The sequence below is a fragment of the Chitinilyticum aquatile DSM 21506 genome (genome assembly GCF_000430805.1).
In the GTDB taxonomy this organism is placed as follows: domain Bacteria; phylum Pseudomonadota; class Gammaproteobacteria; order Burkholderiales; family Chitinibacteraceae; genus Chitinilyticum; species Chitinilyticum aquatile.
Window position 1 is genome coordinate 88,841 of the sequence record NZ_AUMS01000015.1, and the last position, 21,014, is coordinate 109,854.

Annotated in this window: 20 protein-coding genes, 1 tRNA gene and 1 rRNA gene; 8 read left to right on the forward strand and 14 right to left on the reverse strand. The window is 61.9% G+C overall.

All coding sequences use genetic code 11. The features are described 5' to 3' along the window. Positions 1-24: 24 nt before the first annotated feature. From pepP to rtcR, 10 genes are all read right to left on the reverse strand, one after another. Positions 25-1,368 (reverse strand): Xaa-Pro aminopeptidase, encoded by a 1,344-nt coding sequence (gene pepP, locus H559_RS0111235; protein WP_034640882.1) that lies wholly within the window; start codon positions 1,366-1,368, stop codon positions 25-27. 167 nt (positions 1,369-1,535) lie between these two features. After that, positions 1,536-2,438 carry a M48 family metalloprotease gene (locus H559_RS20040; RefSeq protein WP_051279330.1) on the reverse strand — a complete coding sequence of 301 codons (903 nt, stop codon included), beginning with the start codon at positions 2,436-2,438 and terminating at the stop codon, positions 1,536-1,538. Next, positions 2,438-2,989: an SH3 domain-containing protein gene (locus tag H559_RS0111245; protein ID WP_028452792.1), complete on the reverse strand. Its 552-nt coding sequence runs from the start codon at positions 2,987-2,989 to the stop codon at positions 2,438-2,440. The genes H559_RS20040 and H559_RS0111245 overlap by 1 nt, the downstream gene beginning before the upstream one ends. Then, positions 2,989-4,806 carry an adenylate/guanylate cyclase domain-containing protein gene (locus H559_RS20045; protein WP_155845383.1) on the reverse strand — a complete coding sequence of 606 codons (1,818 nt, stop codon included), beginning with the start codon at positions 4,804-4,806 and terminating at the stop codon, positions 2,989-2,991. The genes H559_RS0111245 and H559_RS20045 overlap by 1 nt, the downstream gene beginning before the upstream one ends. Positions 4,807-4,932: 126 nt before the next feature. Next, a complete protein-coding gene (locus tag H559_RS0111255) occupies positions 4,933-5,661 on the reverse strand; it encodes a YebC/PmpR family DNA-binding transcriptional regulator (protein ID WP_028452793.1) in 729 nt (242 codons plus the stop codon). A 230-nt stretch (positions 5,662-5,891) separates the two neighbouring features. Beyond that, a complete protein-coding gene (locus H559_RS0111260) occupies positions 5,892-6,734 on the reverse strand; it encodes a hypothetical protein (protein ID WP_028452794.1) in 843 nt (280 codons plus the stop codon). A 3-nt stretch (positions 6,735-6,737) separates the two neighbouring features. After that, entirely contained in the window at positions 6,738-7,610 is an 873-nt protein-coding gene (ubiA, locus tag H559_RS0111265) for a 4-hydroxybenzoate octaprenyltransferase (RefSeq protein WP_028452795.1), read from the reverse strand. Positions 7,611-7,708: 98 nt separating this feature from the next. Beyond that, positions 7,709-8,653: a 5'-nucleotidase gene (locus H559_RS0111270; RefSeq protein WP_028452796.1), complete on the reverse strand. Its 945-nt coding sequence runs from the start codon at positions 8,651-8,653 to the stop codon at positions 7,709-7,711. A gap of 34 nt (positions 8,654-8,687) precedes the next feature. Beyond that, a complete protein-coding gene (locus H559_RS0111275; protein ID WP_028452797.1) occupies positions 8,688-9,224 on the reverse strand; it encodes a chorismate--pyruvate lyase family protein in 537 nt (178 codons plus the stop codon). 179 nt (positions 9,225-9,403) lie between these two features. Then, a complete protein-coding gene (rtcR, locus tag H559_RS0111280; protein WP_028452798.1) occupies positions 9,404-10,993 on the reverse strand; it encodes an RNA repair transcriptional activator RtcR in 1,590 nt (529 codons plus the stop codon). Between the two features lie 331 nt (positions 10,994-11,324). On the opposite strand from rtcR, the gene H559_RS0111285 reads away from it, so the two are divergent. The 7 genes from H559_RS0111285 to bioH all read left to right on the forward strand — a co-directional run bounded on the left by H559_RS0111285 (position 11,325) and on the right by bioH (position 18,078). Continuing rightward, positions 11,325-11,388, forward strand: a tRNA-Asn gene (locus H559_RS0111285). A 212-nt stretch (positions 11,389-11,600) separates the two neighbouring features. Further along, entirely contained in the window at positions 11,601-12,737 is a 1,137-nt protein-coding gene (locus H559_RS0111290) for a slipin family protein (protein WP_245579366.1), read from the forward strand. 82 nt (positions 12,738-12,819) lie between these two features. Beyond that, positions 12,820-14,040: an RtcB family protein gene (locus H559_RS0111295; RefSeq protein ID WP_028452800.1), complete on the forward strand. Its 1,221-nt coding sequence runs from the start codon at positions 12,820-12,822 to the stop codon at positions 14,038-14,040. Between the two features lie 73 nt (positions 14,041-14,113). Continuing rightward, the gene (locus H559_RS20050) at positions 14,114-14,944 is read left to right on the forward strand and encodes a nucleotidyltransferase domain-containing protein (protein ID WP_051279334.1); all 831 of its coding nucleotides are present in this window, start codon (positions 14,114-14,116) and stop codon (positions 14,942-14,944) included. 12 nt (positions 14,945-14,956) lie between these two features. Beyond that, positions 14,957-15,994: an RNA 3'-terminal phosphate cyclase gene (gene rtcA / locus H559_RS0111305; RefSeq protein ID WP_034640885.1), complete on the forward strand. Its 1,038-nt coding sequence runs from the start codon at positions 14,957-14,959 to the stop codon at positions 15,992-15,994. 80 nt (positions 15,995-16,074) lie between these two features. After that, positions 16,075-17,232 (forward strand): 8-amino-7-oxononanoate synthase, encoded by a 1,158-nt coding sequence (bioF, locus tag H559_RS0111310; protein ID WP_028452802.1) that lies wholly within the window; start codon positions 16,075-16,077, stop codon positions 17,230-17,232. 78 nt (positions 17,233-17,310) lie between these two features. Further along, positions 17,311-18,078 (forward strand): pimeloyl-ACP methyl ester esterase BioH, encoded by a 768-nt coding sequence (gene bioH / locus H559_RS0111315; protein WP_028452803.1) that lies wholly within the window; start codon positions 17,311-17,313, stop codon positions 18,076-18,078. Between the two features lie 100 nt (positions 18,079-18,178). Here bioH and H559_RS0111320 read toward each other — a convergent pair whose 3' ends face one another. The 4 genes from H559_RS0111320 to grxC all read right to left on the reverse strand — a co-directional run bounded on the left by H559_RS0111320 (position 18,179) and on the right by grxC (position 20,493). Beyond that, positions 18,179-19,171 (reverse strand): NAD(P)H-dependent glycerol-3-phosphate dehydrogenase, encoded by a 993-nt coding sequence (locus tag H559_RS0111320; RefSeq protein WP_028452804.1) that lies wholly within the window; start codon positions 19,169-19,171, stop codon positions 18,179-18,181. A gap of 62 nt (positions 19,172-19,233) precedes the next feature. Then, positions 19,234-19,686, reverse strand: coding sequence for an SH3 domain-containing protein (locus H559_RS0111325; protein ID WP_028452805.1), 453 nt, complete (start codon positions 19,684-19,686; stop codon positions 19,234-19,236). Further along, positions 19,658-20,137 carry a protein-export chaperone SecB gene (secB, locus tag H559_RS0111330; RefSeq protein WP_028452806.1) on the reverse strand — a complete coding sequence of 160 codons (480 nt, stop codon included), beginning with the start codon at positions 20,135-20,137 and terminating at the stop codon, positions 19,658-19,660. Before secB ends, H559_RS0111325 begins: the two co-directional genes overlap by 29 nt. Before the next feature lie 95 nt (positions 20,138-20,232). Beyond that, the gene (gene grxC, locus H559_RS0111335) at positions 20,233-20,493 is read right to left on the reverse strand and encodes a glutaredoxin 3 (protein ID WP_028452807.1); all 261 of its coding nucleotides are present in this window, start codon (positions 20,491-20,493) and stop codon (positions 20,233-20,235) included. Positions 20,494-20,945: 452 nt separating this feature from the next. Between grxC and H559_RS0111340 the strand changes: the two genes are divergently transcribed. After that, positions 20,946-21,014, forward strand: a 16S ribosomal RNA gene (locus H559_RS0111340); the annotation flags it as partial.

Sequence of the window (21,014 nt, forward strand, 5' to 3'; positions counted from 1 at the left end):
TGGCACTACTTGTGTCGGGCCTTGTCAGCCGGCCATCAGCGCTTCGATGGCGGCAACCGATTTCGGGCAGCTCTCGGTCAGGTTTTCATGGCCATCCGTTGTGATGATGATGTCGTCCTCGATGCGGATGCCGATGTGCTCGAATTCCCTGGGCACATTCGCGGCCGGGCGGATGTAGAAACCCGGTTCGACGGTGAACACCATGCCCGGAGTCAGCGTGCGCCACTGGCCGTTGACCTGGTAATCCCCTACATCGTGCACATCCAGCCCCATCCAGTGGCCGGTGCGGTGCATGTAGAACTGCTTGTAACTGCCATTCTCGAGGATTTCATCTGCCGAGCCGGTGAGCAGCTTCAGCTCACGCATGCCGTCGATCAGCACGCGGGTCGCAGCGTCGTGCGGCATGTTCCAGGTGTTGCCGGGTTTGGCGGCATCGAAGGCGGCCTGCATCGCCGCCAGCGTGATTTCATACACGGCCTTCTGTGCCGGCGTGAAGGTGCCGTTCACCGGGAAGGTGCGGGTGATGTCACTGGCGTAGCCGTTGATTTCGCAACCGGCGTCGATCAGCACCAGTTCGCCATCCTGCATGCGGCGGTTGTTCTCGCCGTAATGCAGCACGCAGGCATTCGGGCCGCTGGCAACAATCGAGGAATACGCCGGGAAGCGGCTGCCCTGGCGGTAGTAGTCGTGCAGGATTTCGGCTTCCAGCTCGTATTCCATCTGGCCGGGGCGGGCGAAACGCATCGCGCGCTGGTGTGCTGCGGCGTTGATGCGGCCGGCCGCGCGCAGGATGGTGAATTCGTGTTCATCTTTCACGAGGCGCAGTTCATTGAGCGCACTGCGGATGTCGATAATACGGGAGGGCGCCTGTACGCCGGTGCGCACCTGGGCGCGCACGGCATTCAGCCAGCCGGCGACGCGCAGATCCCATTGTGCATTCACGCCGAGCGCGAAGTGGATGGCCGGCTGGTTCGCCAGTAACTGCGGCAGGCGCGTGTCGAGTTCCTCGATCGGATAGGCGGCATCGAAGGCAAAGGCTTCGCGCGCGGCATCCGGGCCGTAGCGGTAGCCATCCCAGATTTCGCGCTCTTCATCCTTCTGGCGGCAGAAAAGGATGTTCTCCACCTTGTCGCTGCCGATCACCTGCACAAGTACCGCATCGGGCTCGGTGAAGCCGGTCAGGTAGAAAAAGCCTGAATCAAAGCGGAAGGGGTAGGTCGAGTCGGCATTGCGGTTGATTTCCTCTGCGCCGGGCACGATGGCAACACCGGGGCCGAGGCGGGCGGCCAGTTGCGCACGGCGGGCCGCATGAGCGGCAACCGGCTGGGCGGCGACGGGATGGGAAACAGGGGAATGGGCGGTAGACATGCGGACTCCTGATGGCCTGATGCCAAAATTATAACGGCCACCCGTTGCGGGGTGGCCGTGTTTTTACTGGTGAAATTGCCAGTTTCGTCCTCTGGTGTATTGCGGTAAAGCCCTTGCAAGACAAGGACTTTGTGGCAATACGTTGCCGGGTATCGCCCGGGTTTCGGCTAGCGCTTCACCGGCTTTTTCGGAGTAACCGCCGCCGGCTTGGTATTGCCGCGCTTGATGGCGGTGAAGCGGCTGGTTTGCTCGACCCCGCCTGCATAGGGCTCCAGCTTGTCGCCGACCGAGGCTTCAATCACGTCCTGCCGCGCGCGCGGGTCGGAGTGGGTGTTGAAGACTTCGAGTCCACCGCTGTTGCTGTTGAAACGCTCGAGCATCTGCAGCACGGTCACCATGGCGTAGGGGTTGTAGCCGGCGCGGGCTGTGAGCACCATGCCGTAGACGTCGGCATCGTATTCATCGCCCTTGTCGAGGCCACGCACGGCTATTTCGGACGCACCCTTGCCCAGGTTGCCGATCAGCTGGCGCTTGTCGCCACCGCCTTTTGCGGAAACGGCGAGGTCAGCCAGATTGCCCAGCGCCTTGCGGCTGGCTTCGCTTTTCATGGCGCGCAGGTGGTGCTGCTTCACGACGTGGGTGATTTCATGCCCCAGCACCGCAGCCAGCTCGGCTTCGCTGCTGAGCCGGTCCCATAGCCCCTTGGTGATCAGGATATTGCCGCCCGGCGTGGCAAAGCTGTTGACAGTCGGATCCTCGATCACGGCAAAGCGCCAGGGCAGATTTGGTTTTTCCGACTGGCTGGCGACCCAGACGCCAACCTGGTTCACATAGCGCTGCAGTGCCGGGTTATTCACCAGCGGCTTGGCCCCCAACAGCTTGGCGGCAGCTTCGTCACCGATCGCGACTTCAGCTTCCGGGCTGATGTCTTTTGCGGCATCGGCGGCATTCTTGGCAAAGTCGGCCGCCTTGTTGATGTTTTCAGTGGTCAGCAGCTTGCCGAGATCCAGTGCGCATGCACTGCTCATGCAGCCGCTGGCGAGCATCAGGGAGAGCAGGATCTTGTTCATCAGCGCCTCATCTGCGGGTTGGAGGAGGGATTCTGGCTGCCATTGCCCGAGCTGCCGGATGAGCCGCTAACCGCGATCTCGGGCACCTGGACGGCCGTCAGTCTGGCCAGATTTGCCTGCTTGCCGGCATCTGCCGGCGTGGTACTGAAGCCCTTCATCCGTTCCAGTTCGCCATAGTCGGGCTGGGAGTGCGAGAGCTCTTCTTCACTGAGACCTTTCACGCCGGTTGTGACGGTCTTGCCCGAGGAGCCGGTGGTGGCGACCTTGACGCCCTGGCCGATAACCGAGCCGGCATCAGCACTGCTGCCGTTGCCAACACGCACGCTGAGCATTTTTACCCAGCCTGCCTGGCCATTGCTGCTGACGTTCATCCACGCGCCCTGGCGGGACAGGATCTCGACCTGGGTGCCACTGCTGACTGTCGCTACGACTGCGGCATCGCTGAAGGGTTTTTGCCGCAGTTCGGTATTGCGGATCACGCTACCGGATTCGGCCAGCGCGGCTCCCGTCAGCAAGGCTGGCAGCAGTGCAGCCATGAAAGGGATTTTCATCAACGTTTCTCCCGGGGTTCGAACAGATCGACCGGCTGTTCCCGGCCTTTAACATGATGGCTGCCGTGCGGGATGAATTCAAACTCATCCGCACAGGCGGCACGCGTAGCATCGGAAACCAGTACGCGTGACACTCCTTTGGTCAGCCCTTCAATTCTTGAGGCCAAGTTTACAGTGTCGCCAATGGTTGTGTAATTGGTTTGCGCCTCGGCACCGATGAAGCCGACAACGGCGCGGCCGGTATGCAGGCCGATGCCGATATCGAAATCAGCGCCAAGGTCGGTGAGTTCAGTCTTGAAACGCTCCAGCTCGGCCGACATTTCGATGGCTGCGGCGACGGCGTTGCGGGCATGGTCGGGGTCGTCGACCGGTGCCCCCCAGAAGGCCATGATCGCGTCGCCGATGAATTTGTCGAGCGTGCCGCCGTGCTTGAAGATGATCTCGACCTGGCGTGAGAAATAGCGATTGAGCAGGTTCACGATGTATTCGGGGCTGCGGGTTTCCGACAGCGTGGTAAAGCCGCGGATGTCGGAAAACAGCACGGTGATCTCGCGCGAACCGGCTTCCTTCAGTTTGTGGATGTCGCCGGCATTCATCAATTCGGCGACCACTCGCTTGTCGATGACGCGGCCGAACATGGCAATGGCCTGCTCGCGCTGTGCCTTTTCGGCCAGGTACGCAAGCAGCGCTGCGCCCCAGAAATAAACCCAGGCCCAGGCGAGCGGCGCGGCCAGTGGCAGGAAATAGCGCCGTGACAGCCCGTACCAGCCCAGTGCCAGAGCCAGCACACTCAGTCCGAGCAGTAAAGTGCCGAGCTTCAGCGTGTTGACCTTGCGCTGGAAACCGAGCGTCAGCAGCAGCAATAGCGCTGCGGCCAGCACGGCAAACCAGCCGCGTGGCGGGCTGTGCAGCCAGTCACCATGCTGCAGGTTGTCGATGGCTGTAGCGAGAATATCAACACCGGGATACAGGCTGTCGAGCGGTGTCGGGCGCAAATCCCACAAGCCGGGGGCAGCCGTGCCAATGATGACGATCTTGTCCCTGAATTCGTTCGCCGGGCGCTGCTTCTTCTCCCGCTGCGCATCCTGGTAGACATCGGCAAAGGGAATGTGCTGGCGCTCGCCATGCCAGTTCAGCCGGATGCTGTCGGCGTGCGCGGGCAGCGGCCAGCCGAATTGGCGGGCGAGTACCGTAGGCAGCGCAGGAATGCGCCAGCCCTGGTAGTCGCGGTACAGGTAATAGTTGCGGCCGATGCCATCACCGTCGGCTGCGAAATTGATCAGGCCACCACGCTGATGCTGGGGCAGCACGATATTGGGTAGCAAGAGCGGCGGGCGTGCCTGCGGATTGGCCCCGGGCAGCGCGGTGATCTGCAGCGATTTCGGTAGCTCGCCAGCCTTGAAATTGCTGCTGCCTTCATTGAGCAGTAGCGTCGGGAACAGCACGTTCGGCGTGGTTGCGACGGTCTCGCGAAAGAGCGCATCGGCATCCGGGCGGTCGACATCCAGTTCGTTGAACAGAATGTCGAAGACGATGGCTCGCGGCTGCTGCGCACTCAGCGCCATGATCAGCTCGGCGTGGGTCGAGCGGGGCCAGGGCCATTTGCCGGCATCTTCATTCATGACTTCCAGGCTTTTCTGGTCGATGTCGATGACCACGATATCGCTGGTGGCCGGGTGGCGCGGCGCGTGCCAGCGCAGCAGCTGGTCACCGGCACGTTCATCAATGATGCGGCTGAAATTCAGCCAGCCGTAGTCCGCGGCCAGCAAGGCCAGCAGCACCAGCAGCAGGGTCAGGTAGGAAAAGCGGCGCAGCATGGCCAATTCCAAGGAGAATATGCAGAGTTATATCTTACTTCGCTGAATCCTGCCTGAACCAGCACCATGCAGTCATGAAAACAACAAAGCCTGCGCGAAGGCAGGCTTTGTCGGGAGCTGGGACGCTTACTCTTCGTCCATCACGGCGGTGGTATACACCTCCTGCACGTCGTCCAGGCTTTCCAGTGCATCGAGCAGCTTCTGCATTTTCGCGACATCGTCACCGGTGATTTCGGTTTCGGCTTGCGCCTTCATGGTGACTTCGCCCATTTCAGCCCTGAAGCCGGCCGCTTCCAGCGCTTCCTTGATGTTCACGAATTCATACGGCGGGGTGATGACTTCGATCGAGCCGTCGTCATTGGTCACCACGTCATCGGCACCGGCTTCCAGCGCCGCGTCCATCAGGGCATCTTCGTTGGTGCCCGGCGCAAAAATCAGATAGCCGCAATGCTTGAACTGGAAGCTCACGCAGCCATCCGAACCCATATTGCCGCCATATTTCGAAAAGGCATGGCGGACATCGGCAACCGTGCGGGTGCGGTTGTCAGTCAGGCAGTCCACCATGATGGCTGCACCGGCTATGCCGTAGCCTTCGTAGCGGGTTTCGATGTAATCGACACCTTCAAGCTGGCCGGTGCCGCGCTTGATGGCGTTTTCGATATTGTCCTTCGGCATCGATTCGGCCTTGGCCTTGTCGATGGCCAGACGCAGGCGCGGGTTCATGCCCGGATCGCCGCCGCCATTCTTGGCCGCAACGGTGATTTCCTTGATCAGACGCGTGAAGATCTGGCCGCGTTTGGCATCCTGGCGACCTTTACGGTGCTGGATGTTGGCCCATTTCGAGTGACCTGCCATGATTTTTCCTGAGAAAACAGCAATAAAAACAGGCGGGGATTCTAGCACGTCGGCGCGCGGCAGGGGGCATGTGCGGTGCTGGCCGGCTTGATCTGCCTTAGGTTCTGCTGATGTTTTTCTGTCCGACTCCGCATGTGCCGATTCTGGCCCGGCATTGCGCTCGGCCGTGGAAGGGGGGGCGGTAGCCGTTACACCGCTTGCGTATCCGGTTTCCGTGCTTCATGGGCGGCTTAGAGCAGGCGCAGCAGCCAGGCCAGCGCCGCAGCTCCAGCCCATGCCCCCAGCATCAGCATGATCTGGGGGCGCCGCGTCCGGGCAATCAGCGCCAGACCGAGCAGCAGGCTGAAGGATGCCAGATGGTTCCAGGGTATAGGTGTGTAGCCGTTTATTTTAGAGAGGAATAGGCTAATACCTGCCCATGTAATCAGCATGGTGCGCCAGCGCAGCCATTTGCCATGCATGGGTTGCTCGGTGAGTTCGGGCAGCGCTGCAACCAGTAGCGGCAGTGCTGCGTCGGGTTTGCTGCGCAGCATCTGCACCAGTACCGGCGCGGTTGCCGCCGGGCAGCCGCGCGCGAGCAGCATGCCGGTTAGCCCGATGCTGGCTTCTGCACCGGGCAGGGCTTCTTCATCAGCGAAATCGCTTTCGGGACGGGACGGCGTGCGCCAGGTTCGCCAGCCGGCCAGCAGCAAGGCTCCGCAGCAGGCCAGCCAGATCGCGAACTGGCTGCTGGCCGGCAGCCAGCCGAAGCCGGCGCAGACGGCCAGCACGCAGCCGATGCCCAGCAGGGCATCATTGAGCACGCTCTGCCAGCGCTCGATCCGGGACTGGTGGGCCGCCTGATACAGTGCCATGGCCGGAATGCCGGCGCGTTGCAACAATGGCAGCAGGCGGCCGGGGCCCAGCCAGCGCAAAAGCAGTCGTATGCGCCGGGTGCGTACGCTGAGCTGTGGTGCTGGCAGGCTACTGGCAGCCTCCAGCCAGAACCATTGCCGTGCGGAGCCGGATTCCAGATCCGACAACTCGCGCATCAGCGCAGCGCGTTCTTCCGGGGTGTAGATGGCGGTTGGCATGCCTTACCAGCCGGATACAGTATCAAGTAGCAGGCCGGCAAACAGCAGCGCGCCTATGCGGTTGTTGGCGAGAAAAGCGGCAAAGCACGCCATGCGCTCGCGGCCACGGATGCGGCGGTATTGGTCGGCAATCAGCACGAAGCAGCCGGCCAGCGCCGCGTACAGCGGCCAGCCCAGCCCCTCGGTGAGCGCGATGCCCAGCCAGATCACCAAGAAGCCCGCATAGCACAGCAGGATCGCGGCAATGTCGTAGCGGCCAAACGTAATTGCAGACGTCCGGATGCCGATTTTCAGGTCATCCTCGCGGTCGACCATCGCATATTCGGTGTCGTACGCCACCGTCCACAGCAGATTGGCCAGCACCAGCCACCACGCGAGTTGAGGGACTGCGCCCGTCTGCGCGGCAAACGCCATCGGGATGCCGAAGCTGAACGCCAGCCCCAGATACGCCTGCGGAATCGCCAGAAAGCGCTTGGTAAACGGATAGCTGCCGGCCAGAAAGACCGCCGGCAGCGACAGCAGCTTGGTCAGTGTATTGAGCGGCAGCACCAGCAGAAATGCCGCCAGTGCCAGTGCGGCGGCCAGCAGCAGCGCCTCTTTCGGCTTGACTTCGCCAGCCGCCAGCGGCCGCGCCTTGGTGCGCTCGACATGGCCGTCGAAATCGCGGTCGGCGTAATCATTGATCACGCAGCCGGCCGAGCGCATCAGAAAGGTACCGGCCACAAACACCAGCAGAATGAAGGGATCCGGCTTGCCGGCGCTAGCCAGCCACAGCCCCCACAGTGTCGGCCACAAGAGCAGCAGCGTGCCAATGGGCTTGTCGATGCGCATCAGGCGGGAGTAGGCGGACAGGCGGGCGCAAAACGGTGAGGGCATGGGGATGAATCATCTGCAACAAACCGGCGAGACTGTGCGCCGCCCGGGCAAAAACGTCAATTCGGCCGGCACGTTTCCGGTGCGCGACACGACGCAACTTATCCGGCCGGCGAGTCCTGATTGGTGATTCCGAACGGAATGTGTACCGAGGGTACTACCGTACTGGCGGATTGCAGATGGCCGGACTGGTCATCGAAAAAGATGTGCGGCTTCAGGACGCCCAATACGCGGCCTTTTTCGATGCCGCCAAGGAAAAAGGCGTCGTTGGCCATCACGCCCCAGCTTTTCAGCGTGGCCAGTGCGCGCTGGTGCGAGGGCGCATTGCGTGCCGTGACAATCGAAATGCGCAGGCGGTTTTCATAGCCCGGCTGGCTGGCCTTGTGCTGTTCCTCGATCGACTGGATTCTGGCCATGCGCACCAGAAATTCCTTCAGCGGCCCCGGGTTGTGGGGCTGCATCACATTGCGCACTTCATGCGCATGAAACTCGGCGAGGCCACCTGCCTGCATGACTACCTCCGCCTCGTCGCCAGCCAGTACGCCATCAAAGTCGAAGGCAATGCGCAGCGTCTGATCGGCCTCGTCATCGCTGAAGTGCGAATCCAGCACCTGCCCGGCGGGGTAGCCCGCACGAATCGCCGCATCCACATCCGGCTTGTTTGCGGATAGAAAGAGCGCAATATTCAGCGCCGGAATGTAGGCATGGGGTGACTTGCCCTGCATGAAAATGGCGCGGGTGATATTGAGGCCGTAGTGGGCAATCGTGTTCATTACTCGCAGCCCGGTATCCGGGTCGTTGCGCGACAGCAGTACCACTTCCACCAGCGGATCGTCCTGATTCGGACTCAGGTCGTTCAGCGACAGCAGGCGTTTGATAAAGGGGAAGGCAATGCCCCTGGGCAGCGGCTCGTCGAGGTGCGCTTCCTGAAACTGGCGGTATTGCTCCTCACCCTCGCGCCGGAACACCGCATCCGATTCGCCGAGATCAAAGACGGCGCTGGATGCCACGCCGATCACCAGGCGGTTTTCCAGATCGTAGGGCATGCTTGTCTCCTGTCGGGATGGCGTGGTGTTGGGTTTAACTGGCGTTAGCCAACGCCGGCAAAAAAACTTCGGTCACCAGCAGCACATCGCGCCCGGAATGAAACAGTGAGCGCCGCGCCCACAGGCGTGGCGGCAGCGGGCCGACGGCGGCGCGGGCGCTCTGGTAGAGCGGATGGCGGGCGTCGATGCAGCGCCAGGCCAGTGGCGAGCGGCGGATGGTCGGGTCGGCGAACAGCAGTGCGCCAAGCGGGCGGCTGCCGGTGCGCCCCAGCAGGTGAAAGCCACGCGCCAGCGCACTGCGGGCAGTGATGCTGTGTGCGTACACCAGCGGTGTGCCGCGGCTGGCGAGGATGACTTCGCGCACAGCAACCTGGGTGCCGCCGCGCGGCAACTGCATGATGGCGATTTCGTCGCCATGTGGTTGATCCCAGCCCTGTCGCAGTACGGAAACCCTGATCTCCGGAAAGTGCGCCATCAGCCGGGCTGTGAGCGAGCCGCGCGCGGCCAGCCACGGGCGCAAGTCGCGCGGGGCAAGGGCAAGCGGATGGCGCCAGAGGCGGGTGCTGGTCATGCAGGGTTTCTCGGCAGGCAAGACAAGTGATTATGCCACAGCGTGCATGGGCCGCCGCCTTGGCGCTATCGGCAGTGCGCGGCGTTTATGGCAGGCAGGGCTGGCGAGTTCTGTCTATGGGGGGCTGGGTATTGCCTTGCAGGCTTTGAATATGCTTGGCTGTGAATGTATACCTGTTGTCAATCTCGGCCCTGAAGGCTTGCCCAGTCCAGCCCGAAGCGCGCCAGATACTTGCGCAGGCGGTCGGCGTCGTTGCTGCTGGATTTTTCCTGCCGCGATACATCGAACAGTCGCCGTCCTGCTTCAGAAAGCGTGCGGCATTCGCGGCAAACCTTGATGACTTGCTCCAGCTGCATCCGGTCGAAGAGGTCAAGCGTTCCGGCAGCGTCGCCTAGCAGTTCGCGCAAGGTGTCCGTTTGGTCATCCTGCCAGCCGGCCTGCAGGCGGGTGATTTCTTCGTCGACCTCATCGATGCCGATGCGCCCGCTGTCGGCCAGCGTCGCCATGCGCGTCACCGCCGCGCCCAGCTCGCGGAAATTGCCGCGCCAGCGTGCCTGCGAGGAGGTGGCAAAACGCAGGAAGCGCTCGCGTGCCTCGCGGTTGAAGCGCACCTGCTCGCCGTGCTCGCGCGCAAAGCGTTCCAGCTCGTAATCGAGATTGGGGGCCAGATCTTCCGGGCGCTCGGCCAGCCCCGGTAGCGTGTAGCTCCACAGATTGATCCGTGCGTAGAGGTCTTCGCGGAACTCGCCGCTGGCAACCATGGCGCGCAGATCGCGCACGGTGCCGGCGATCAGCTGGAAGTCGCTCTCCACTTCGCGGTCGCTGCCCAGCGGGAAAAAGCGTTTTTCCTCGATGGCCTTGAGTAGCATCGCTTGCTCGTCCGCGCCCAGTTCGCCGATTTCATCGAGGAACAGCAGGCCGCCGTCGGCGCTGCGCAGCAAGCCCGCACGTTCGGTTTGTGCACCGGTGAAAGCACCTTTCGCGTGGCCGAATAGCGCTGACATCGCGGCATCGCCACGCAGTGTCGCGCAGTTTACTTCGACAAAGCGCCCGGTGAGCTGGTGGCGCGCCCTTTTCAGCTCGAACACGCGCCGTGCCAGAAACGACTTGCCTGCACCGGTCGGCCCGCACAGCAGCATCGGCGCTTTCGAGCGCGCCGCCACGCGCTCGATCTGCTCAATCATGCGGTTAAACGAAGGATTGAGCGTGGCAATGCCGGATTTCAGCAGCGACAGCGAGGCGTCGCGCTCGTGCGCAAAGCGCGTGGCGATCTTGTCGTAGCGTGACAGATCCAGGTCGATGATCGACACCCGCCCCTCGGGGCCCTGGCCCAGACGCTTGATCGGCGGCGAAGTCTGCACCAGCCGCGCCGGGAAATGCCGCGATTCGGCGAGCAGAAACCAGCAGATCTGTGCGACGTGTGTGCCGGTGGTGATGTGCAGCAGATAGTCCTCGTGCTCGGTGTCGAAAGCATAAGCGCTCGCCAGATCATGCAGTGCCGCATATACCTCTTCGAAATCCCACGGGTCGCGCAGATTGATCTCGTGGCTGATGACTTCGGTGTTTGGCGAAATTTGCGCGATGTCGCGCTGCATGCGGCTGAACAGGCCACGATTGCGCTCGTCGTGCAGCAAGACCAGCGTGTCGATCAGCAGGTCGGCTTGCTGGCAGAGCCCGACGGTCGGTCGCCACTTCTCCCAGCGCTCGCTGCCTTTGCCGACGTAATCGAGCACGGTGCCGACAAAGCCAAAGACAACGGTGCGCTTCATGGTTATCTCAAAAGATAAATTCGGATATTAAATTATCGCAATTTATCACTTGTCTGTCTGCGCGGCCCAAGGGTGTGTGTGCGCGGCAGATCTGGATGTCTAATAAAAACAGTGAATTATCGTTTTTTCTACCTGCGCTGGCATTGCTGGCATGTCACTTGCAATCGGTATGGCATGCAGCAACGCAGTGCTGGCAACAGGCAGCGGTTCAACAGCCGCTCCGGTGCCTCCCGCCTCTGGCGGACAGGTATGCCGCCACACCCGGCGTCTGCATGACGGTGATGGCAAGTCGGTTGCGTCATCCGGGTTCAAGCCCCGGCTCACCACCTCTGGATAGCTCAGACGGGTAGAGCATCGGCCATTGGCCGACTGTCGCGGGTTCGACTCCCGCTCCAACGCCTGCAAGGGCATTTGATTGAAAACGCAGTGCCCGGTGTGAGCGAAGCTCACCGCAGCGATGCAGCCGGTGCCCGGCGCGCCGCCCACCAGCGGAAACGACAGGATAGGCAGGTTTGATGGCCGATTCCCCTTGTTTCTGCCCGTGAGCTGGCCCGCCTGGCGTCCGCCGTAGCGCTGCAGCCGGGATCAATGAAAAAGGATAATGATGATGTGGCAACGCTTTCTGGTACGCAAAAACGAACGCGGCATCCTGCTGCGCGATGGCGACTTTGTGCGCGTGGTCGAGCCGGGCGAATTCCGCCTGTGGAACCGGCGGCAGCGTTATGCGCTGCTGAGCTTCTCGCTGGACGAAGCGGCCTTTACGCACGCGCTGGCCGAATACCTGTGCCGCAATGAAGCACAGGTCGTCGAGCAGCACTTCCTGCGCGTCGAACTCGCCGATCATGAGGCTGCGCTGCGTTATGAAAACGGCGTGCTGGCGGAAATCCTGCTGCCGGGCTCGCGCCAGTTGTACTGGCGTGCCGCTGCCGGACAAACCTTCGAACGGGTTGATCTGCGTGATTGCTACGAACTGGCCCCGGCACTGATTGCCGGCTTCACCCAGCCGGCGCTGCGAGCCAGAGCCGTGCGCAACGCCAATGGCGTGCTGCTGGCGCAGGTGCCGGAAAACCACGTCGGGCTGCTGCGCGTCGATGGCAAGCTGATGCGGCAATTGCCGCCTGGGCGGTATGGCTTCTGGCGTTTCAACCGCGAGATTGCCGTCGAGCTGGTTGATGTGCGCATGCAGGCGATGGAGGTCAGCGGGCAGGACATCCTGACCCGCGACAAGGTAAGCCTGCGCCTGAACCTGGCGGCCAACTGGCAGTTTGACGATGTCGAGCTGGCGTTTGCCCGTTTGCCCAAGCCGGCCGAGCATGTGTATCGCGAACTGCAGTTCGGCCTGCGCGCCGCAGTGGGGGCGCGTACGCTGGACGAGTTGCTGGAAAACAAGCAGGTGATCGACGAGGTGGTGTCGGCGCACATGCAGGCACGGCTGGCCGGCTTTGGCGTCAGTGTGCACAGTGTCGGCGTGAAGGACATCGTGCTGCCGGGTGAAATGAAGACCCTGCTGGCGCAAGTCGTCGAGGCCGAAAAAGCCGCGCAGGCCAATGTGATCCGCCGCCGCGAGGAAACGGGCGCCACCCGCTCGCTGCTCAACACGGCGAAGGTGATGGAAGACAACCCGACCGCGCTGCGGCTGAAAGAACTGGAAACGCTGGAGAAACTGGCTGAGCGCATCGACCGGATTTCGGTCTTCGGCGGCTTCGACCAGTTGCTCAATGGCATGGTCAAACTGACAAACTAGCTGGGTATGTGCGGCTAGCCAATTGAAATGAATGGTTATGGATTAATGCCGCTACGGGTATGCGTGGCGGCGGGAGAAAGAGATGAGCAAGGCAACGATTCTGGAAGTACAAGACGGAAAACCCATCAAGCTGTGGACGGCCGGTGTGCCGGTGGAAGACGAGGCGCGCGAGCAGCTGATCAACACGGCGAGAATGCCCTTCATCTACAAGCATCTGGCGGTAATGCCGGACGTGCATCTGGGTAAGGGCTCGACCATCGGTTCGGTGATTCCGACCATCGGTGCGATCATTCCGGCTGCGGTCGGCGTGGACATCGGTTGCGGAATGATGGCGGCGCGCACCACGCTTACCGCCAGCGACCTGCCGGACAATCTGTTCGGCCTGCGCAGCGCCATCGAGGCCGCGGTGCCGCATGGCCGGAGCAATACCCGGGGTGGCCGGGATAAAGGATCGTGGGATACACCGCCGGCATCGGTGGATGTGATGTGGGGTGAGCTGCATGAAGGCTTCAAGCGTATTACCGATAAATACCCCAGATTGAAAAACACCAACAACTACAAGCATCTGGGAACACTGGGAACAGGAAACCACTTTATCGAAGTCTGTCTGGATGAGGTCGACCGGGTGTGGTTGATGTTGCATTCCGGATCACGCGGGGTGGGTAACGCCATTGGTTCGCACTTTATCGAACTGGCACAAGCCGATATGCGGCAACACATCGCCAACCTGCCGCACCGCGATCTGGCCTATTTCGAGGAAGGCGCACAGCATTTTGATGATTACGTCGAGGCCGTGGGCTGGGCGCAGGATTTTGCCCGCCGCAACCGTGAAGTGATGATGCAGAACGTCATCGCCGCTGTGCGCAAGGTGATCAGCAAGCCGTTTAGCGCCGATGTGGAGGCGGTGAACTGCCACCACAACTATGTGCAGAAGGAAACGCACTTCGGCCGCGAAGTGCTGGTGACGCGCAAGGGTGCGGTGTCGGCGCAGAAGGGGCAGCTGGGGATCATTCCGGGGTCGATGGGGGCGAAGAGCTTCATCGTGCGCGGACTGGGTAACGAAGAGGCGTTCTGTTCGTGCAGCCACGGCGCGGGCCGCACCATGAGCCGGACTAAAGCGCAGAAACTGTTTACGGTCGAAGATCAGATCAAAGCTACTGCGCATGTCGAATGCCGCAAGGATGCCGACGTGATCGACGAAATTCCGATGGCCTACAAGGACATCGACGCCGTGATGGCTGCGCAGTCCGAGCTGGTGGAAGTAGTGCACACCCTGCGGCAGGTGGTGTGTGTGAAGGGATAATCAATATTTATAAGGGTATTGCCATGCAGCCTTTTCTGAAAAATGGCTGCAAGGCAATACATCGGGAGGTTTTATGGATACGCGTTTTGCGCATCCGCTGGATGAGTCCGTCCGCCAGCGTGTGTTGCACGAACTGCAGGTCATCGAGGCGCGCCATGCGGTTCGTGTACTGTTTGCCTGCGAGTCGGGCAGCCGTGCCTGGGGCTTTGCCTCGCCGGACAGCGACTACGATGTGCGCTTTGTCTATGTGCATGAGTCGGAGTGGTATTTGCGCGTCGAGCCGCAGCGCGACGTGATCGAGTTGCCGATCTCGGACGAGCTCGACATCAGCGGTTGGGAGCTGCGCAAGGCGCTGCAGCTGCTCAATCGCTCGAACCCGACGCTGTTCGAGTGGCTGGCGTCGCCGCTGGTTTATCGTTCCGAACCCGACTGGGTAGAACAGGTGAGCGTCCTTGCGCCCTGCTTTTATTCGAGCAGCAAGGGTTACTGGCATTACCGCAGCATGGCGAAGAAGAATTTCCGGGGTTACCTGCAGGGCGAAACGGTCAGGCTCAAGAAATACCTGTACGTGCTGCGTCCGCTGCTGGCCGCGCAATGGATCGAATCCGGGCGCGGCATCCCGCCGATGCGTTTTGCCACGCTGGTTGATGCTCTGCTGGCGGATCAGCCAGCGCTGTGTGCCGAGATCGACGCGCTGCTCGCGCGCAAGATGGCGGCCAGCGAGGGTGAGTATGGTGCGCGGATGCCATGTATCCATGACTGGATCGCTAGCCAGCTGGCTGAGGATGTTGAACCCCCGGATTTTGACCGGCCGCCGACCGACTCCGCCCGGCTGGATGCACTGCTGTGGCAGCAGGTTAGCGGGATGAATGAATCAATGCTTCGGCTTGTCGAGCCGGCGTAGCAGGAGAAAACAATGAAGATGGAAAATCCGGCTCTGGTCGAGCTGGACGGTGCCGCCGGTGAAGGTGGCGGGCAGATTCTCCGCAGCGCGCTGACGTTGGCGATGATCACCGGGCGGCCTTTTGTGATTCGCCGTATCCGGGCAGGGCGGGCGCGGCCGGGCTTGCTGCGCCAGCATCTGACTGCCGTGCAGGCTGCAGCTGCCATCTGTGCGGCGCAGGTCGAGGGAGCCGAGCTGGGCTCGACACAATTGCGCTTTGATCCAGGGGCGGTGCGGGCGGGCAACTACCGCTTTGCCATCGGTTCAGCCGGCAGTGCCGCTCTGGTGCTGCAGACGGTGTTGCCGGCGCTGTGGCTGGCCGGTGCGGCTTCCTGCGTGAGTGTCAGCGGTGGCACGCACAACCAGTCCGCACCACCGTTCGAATTCCTGGCGCAGGCCTGGACGCCGCTGCTGGCAAGAATGGGTGTGAAACAGACGCTATCTCTGTTACGCCATGGTTTCTATCCGGCCGGTGGTGGCGAGATCATTGCGCACGTTGAGCCGGTCGCCGGGCTGCAGGGCATCAGCCTGCTGGAGCGAGGGCCCTTGCAGGACATGCATGCTGAAGCACTGGTGGCGGGCGTGCCCTACAAGGTGGCGCTGCGTGAGCTGGAGTCGGTGCTGGCCGCTTTTCCCGCGGCAGGGCAGACGGTGATTGAGCTGCCGATGGAGCAGGGCCCGGGCAATGCCTTGTTGCTGAGGGTTGTGCACGAGGTGGGTTGCGAGGTGTTTTGCGGGTTTGGCGAGCGTGGTGTGAGCGCCGAGCGTATTGCCAACGGCGTCGTGCAGGCCGCCCGGCGCTATCTGGCGAGCCCGGCGGTGGTCGATGCACACCTCGCTGACCAGTTGCTGCTGCCCATGGCCTTGGCCGGCGCCGGTGAGTTCACGGCCACCGAGGCATCGGCACACCTGCTGAGCAACAAGGCGGTGATTGAGGCGTTTCTGCCTGTCTCGATTGCATTGTCGCAATGCCAAGCTGCGGTGCATGTACGTGTATGCGCGAGTGGCTGATCGTGCGTCAGTAGAAGGACTCGGCAGCAGGGTGCTGTCCGCTCTACAATTGCGCTTTGCTTTCTGCAGCGAGCTTTGCCATGGTTTTTTCTTTGCTGGATGAGTTGCAGCAGTCATTGCGCGAGCGCGCTGACGCCGGCCTGCTGCGCCGCCGTCGCACACTGGCCACGCCGCAGGGGGCGCTGGTCGAGGTGGACGGGCTTCAGCTCGTCAATTTTTGCAGCAACGACTATTTGGGTCTGGCCGCACATCCCGATTTGATTGCCGCCGCGCAGGCGGGGGCCGCGCGCTGGGGCGTGGGTTCGGGTGCGGCACATCTGGTTGCCGGACACTTCGTCGCGCACGAGGCATTCGAGCAGGCGTTTGCCGCTTTTGTCGGCCGGCCGGCGGCACTGTCGTTTGCCACCGGCTATCTGGCGAATCTGGCGGTGGTGACGGCGCTGGTCGGGCGTGGCGATGCCGTGTTTGCCGACAAGCTCAACCACGCGTCGCTCAATGATGCGGTGGTGCTGTCCCGTGCCGATTTCAAGCGCTTTGCGCACAATGACCTTGTCCAATTGGAGCGCCTGCTGGCCGAGTCCACTGCACGGCGCAAGCTGATCGTGGTCGATGCGGTGTTCAGCATGGATGGCGACCTCGCGCCCTTGGCCGAGATGCTGGCGCTGGCCGAGCGTTACGACGCGCTGTTGTATGTCGACGATGCACATGGCTTTGGTGTGCTGGGCGACGGGCGTGGCACGCTGGCGGAGCTGGGCTTGCAATCGCCACGGCTGATCCAGCTTGCCACGCTGGGCAAGGCGGCCGGGCTGGGGGGGGCGATGGTTGCGGCCGAGCCGGTGCTGATCGACTGGCTGGTGAATGCGGCGCGGCCGTATATCTATACCACCGCCGCGCCACCACTGTTGGCGCAGGCCGGGCTCGCGAGCCTGCGGCTGATTACCGAGGGCGCCGGGCTGCGGGACACGCTGCGTCGGCATGTGGCGGCCTTTCGTGGTGCGATGCAGGCGTGTGGCGCGCAATTGCTCGACTCGGCTACACCTATCCAGCCTATCCTTGTTCAGGACAATCAGCGCGCGCTGGCGCTATCCGATGCACTGCGCGAGCGCGGTTACTGGGTGGCAGCGATCCGCCCGCCGACGGTGCCGACACCGCGCCTGCGCGTGTGCTTCTCGGCCGCGCACAGTGATGAGCAGGTTGCCGGCTTGTGTGCGACGCTGCAGGAATTGTTACGCGCCTGACGGGTATTGCCCGGTAGACTTTTCCAATCAATGGTTACAGGCTCATCCATGCTTGGGTATGGGGAGCAGGACAAGGCAATGTCTGTGTATTTCGAATCGCTGGGGCGTGGCCCCGATCTGGTGCTGCTGCACGGCTGGGCCATGAACGGCACGGTGTGGCAGCCGGTGGCCGAACAGCTGGCCGAAGATTACTGCGTGCACGTGGTGGATTTGCCGGGGCACGGCAAATCGCCGGCAACCGGCCCGCTGACACTGGATGACATGGTGGCAGCGGTCGATGCCGCCTTTCCCTGGCCGGTGCATGTGGTGGGCTGGTCGCTGGGCGGGGCGGTCGGCACGCGCTGGGCGCTGGCGCAGCCGGACAAAATCCGCAGCCTGACGCTGGTGGCTTCAAGCCCCTGCTTCATGCAGCGCGCGGACTGGCCGCATGCGATGGCCGAAGCCACGCTCGGGCAGTTCGCCGAAAGCCTTGCGGCCGACTGGCGCGGCACGCTCAAGCGCTTTATCAGTCTGCAGGCCATGGGCGACGCGCAGGCGCGTGCGGTGACGCGCACGCTTGCCGATGATCTGTTCCTGCATGGCGAGCCGGCGCTCGGCGCACTGGCCGAGGGCCTGGATATCCTGCGCGATACCGATCTGCGCACGGAGATGGCGCGCCTCGTCCTGCCGGTGCTGCTGCAATATGGTGACAAAGATACGCTGACGCCCGTGGCGGCAGCACATTGGCTGGCCGACGCCTTGCCGCTGGCGCAGTGCCATATTCATGCCGGTGCCGCGCACGCACCGTTCCTGTCCCACCGGGACGAATTCATCGCCGTGCAGAAGGCGTTTCTGGCCGGCGCCTGATTGCCCCCACAAACAAACAGGCTGGATGAATCAGCCTGTCTGGGTATATGCCGCTAGCCTTTGCAGTTGAACGGCTTTGGATGTATGGGTTGTCGGGTAATTAGTGGGCGTTTTCCATCTTCGGTGCGCGTCCCATTAGCTCGCCGATGATGGCCTGCACCGGCTGGTTCTCGAACAGCATCTGGCACACGGCGCGGGTGATCGGCATTTCGATACCCATGGCGTCGGCCTGGCGCAGCACTTCCTTGGCCGTCGGTACGCCTTCGGCGACGTGCCCGAGGTGGACGAGGATGTCGTTGAGGCTCTTGCCTTCGGCCAGCAGCAGTCCGACACGACGGTTGCGCGACAGATCGCCGGTGGCGGTCAGCATCAGGTCGCCAATGCCGGCCAATCCCATGAAGGTTTCGGCACGCGCTCCAAGCGCCACACCAAAGCGCGCCATCTCGGCCAGACCACGGGTCAGCAGCGCGGCGCGGGCATTCAGGCCCAGATCCAGTCCGTCGCACACCCCGGCGGCAATCGCCAGCACGTTCTTCACTGCCGCACCGATTTCCACGCCGACCAGATCGGCGCTGGCATACAGGCGCAGCACATTGGTGTTGAGTTCTTCAACGACCAGCCGCGCAAAGGCCGCATCGCTGGCGGCGATCGTCACTGCGGCGGGTTTGCCGGCGGCGACTTCCTGCGCGAAGCTCGGGCCGGACAGCATGCCGCGCGGGATGGTCGGGTCGAGTTCTTCTTCGGCCACCTGGTGCGGCAGCTGCATCGTGCCGGCTTCGAGGCCCTTACAGGCCCACAATACCGGGGCCTTGTTGCCGAGTTTGGCCAGCAGTTGCAGGGTGGGGCGCAGGCCGGCGAGCGGCGTAACGATGAGGATGAGTGCGACGTCACGGATGGCTGTTGCCAGCTCGCTTTCAACCTGCAGCGATGCGGGGAAAGCCAGTCCGGGCAGAAAGCGTTTGTTTTCGCGGTCCGCACGCATGGCGTCCACTTCGCTCTGTTCGCGGGACCAGAGTCTGATCTGGTGACGGTCGGCAAACCGGATGGCCAGGGCGGTGCCCCATGCGCCGGCGCCAAGCACGGCGATCTGCATATTGCATTCCTTTCAGTTCAACAAAAAAGCCCGCAGGATCGCCGCGGGCTCATTGGCCGGGGTTATACGCCCCAGACATCTTCAATCCGGATAAAGCCGGTTGCACCATCACGGTGACGCACTTTCAGCCAGCCATTGCGGGTGTTTTCCTGCAGTTCCAGCAGCAGATCCTTGTCGGCCTTGAATACTGGCGCAGCAGTATTCTGCGGCCCTGCGAGCACCATGCTGCTGCGGATGACCTGCACGGTACGCTGCCTGCCGAGGTCGGTGGCTTTCATCCATGCCAGTGTGCCGGAGCTGTCGCGCACACGCAGCCAGCCAGCCTGTTCGCTCAGGATTTCCACCGGCATGCCCTGACTGAGCACGAAAAGCTTCTTGCCGGAATCCGCAGGGGCGTCATACCAGATGGCGCCGCTGCGGTTCACCGAGCGAAATTCCAGCGCATGCGCCTGGCCGGCCGCCAGCAGGCTGCCAGCCAGCAGCAGCTTAGTGAGTGGTCGCTTCGGCAGTTTCATTGCCAGCCGCCTGTTGTTGCGCGCGCTGTTGCATGAAGATGGCTTCGAAATTGATCGGCTGCAGCAGCAGCGGCGGGAAGCCGGCGCGGGTGGTCAGATCGGAAACGGCTTCGCGCAGGTAGGGGAACAGAATGCTCGGGCAACCGATGCCCAGAACCGGCTCGAGTTCGCTTTCCGGAATGTTCTCGATGTTGAACAGGCCAGCCTGGGTTACTTCGACCAGGAACAGGGTGCGCTCACCTACTTTCGCTGTTGCGGTGACGGTCAGGGATGCCTCGAAGAAACCGTTGTCAAAGCTGCGGGCCTGGTTGCGGAACTGGATGTTGAAATCCGGTTGCTCCTGTTCAACGAATGCACCCGGAGCATTCGGAGATTCCAGAGATACGTCGGTAACATAGATTTTTTGCAGGGCAAAAACGGGTTGAGTATTTTCCTGGGCCTGTTCGGACATTTCGATTCCTTCCTGTTTTATTGGTTTGTGTGCTTGATGTATGAAATGACCATCAGCAGAGTGCGGGCAATCATCGCACGTTTGCAGCCGGTGGGCTAGTTGCCTGCTTGCAGTAATGGGTCGAGCTTGCCGGCGCGATCCAGTGCAGCCAGGTCGTCAAAGCCGCCGACATGATGATCATCAATGAAAATCTGGGGGACGGTGCGGCGCTGACTGCGCTCCATCATGATGGCGCGCTGGTCTGGATCGAGATCAACGCGGATTTTCTCGATCACCACACCCTTGCTGACCAGCAGGCGCTCAGCCATGACGCAGTAGGGGCATACGCCTGTGGAATACATGACGACCTTGGGCATGGCGGAGCATCCTGTTGTGAGTTGAGTGGTGCTAGCTATGGGCGGCTGCATGCAAATGCAAGTCTCGCGCGTTATATATACGCGTTATTTTGCGAGCGGATGGCGCTGTATCCGGGTTCTGGCAGAATTTTGATGGGGAAGGAGGATTTCGTGCCATTGCAAAACAAGCACTTGTCGCACTAGTCGGAGTTTTTGTGGTGCGGGGTGTTGACGGGTTTGGAGGTGGCCGGTATAGTTCGGCCTCTCTGCTGCTGACGCAGTGAAGGAAACGAAGCGAAACGAAGAGTTTAGCGAGTTTCCCGGTGTCAGAGCAACGATCTTTAACAATATACAGCCGATGAGTGTGAGTGCTTGGTTTGACCAGCACTCGCACTTAAGACAGAAGTAACAAGTACACACTTGTTGATTCTGAGTTTTAAGCAAGCGAGCGCAATTAAGTAGTAACAGTGATTAAACGAAAGAGTTTGATCCTGGCTCAGATTGAACGCTGGCGGCATGCTTTACACATGCAAGTCGAACGG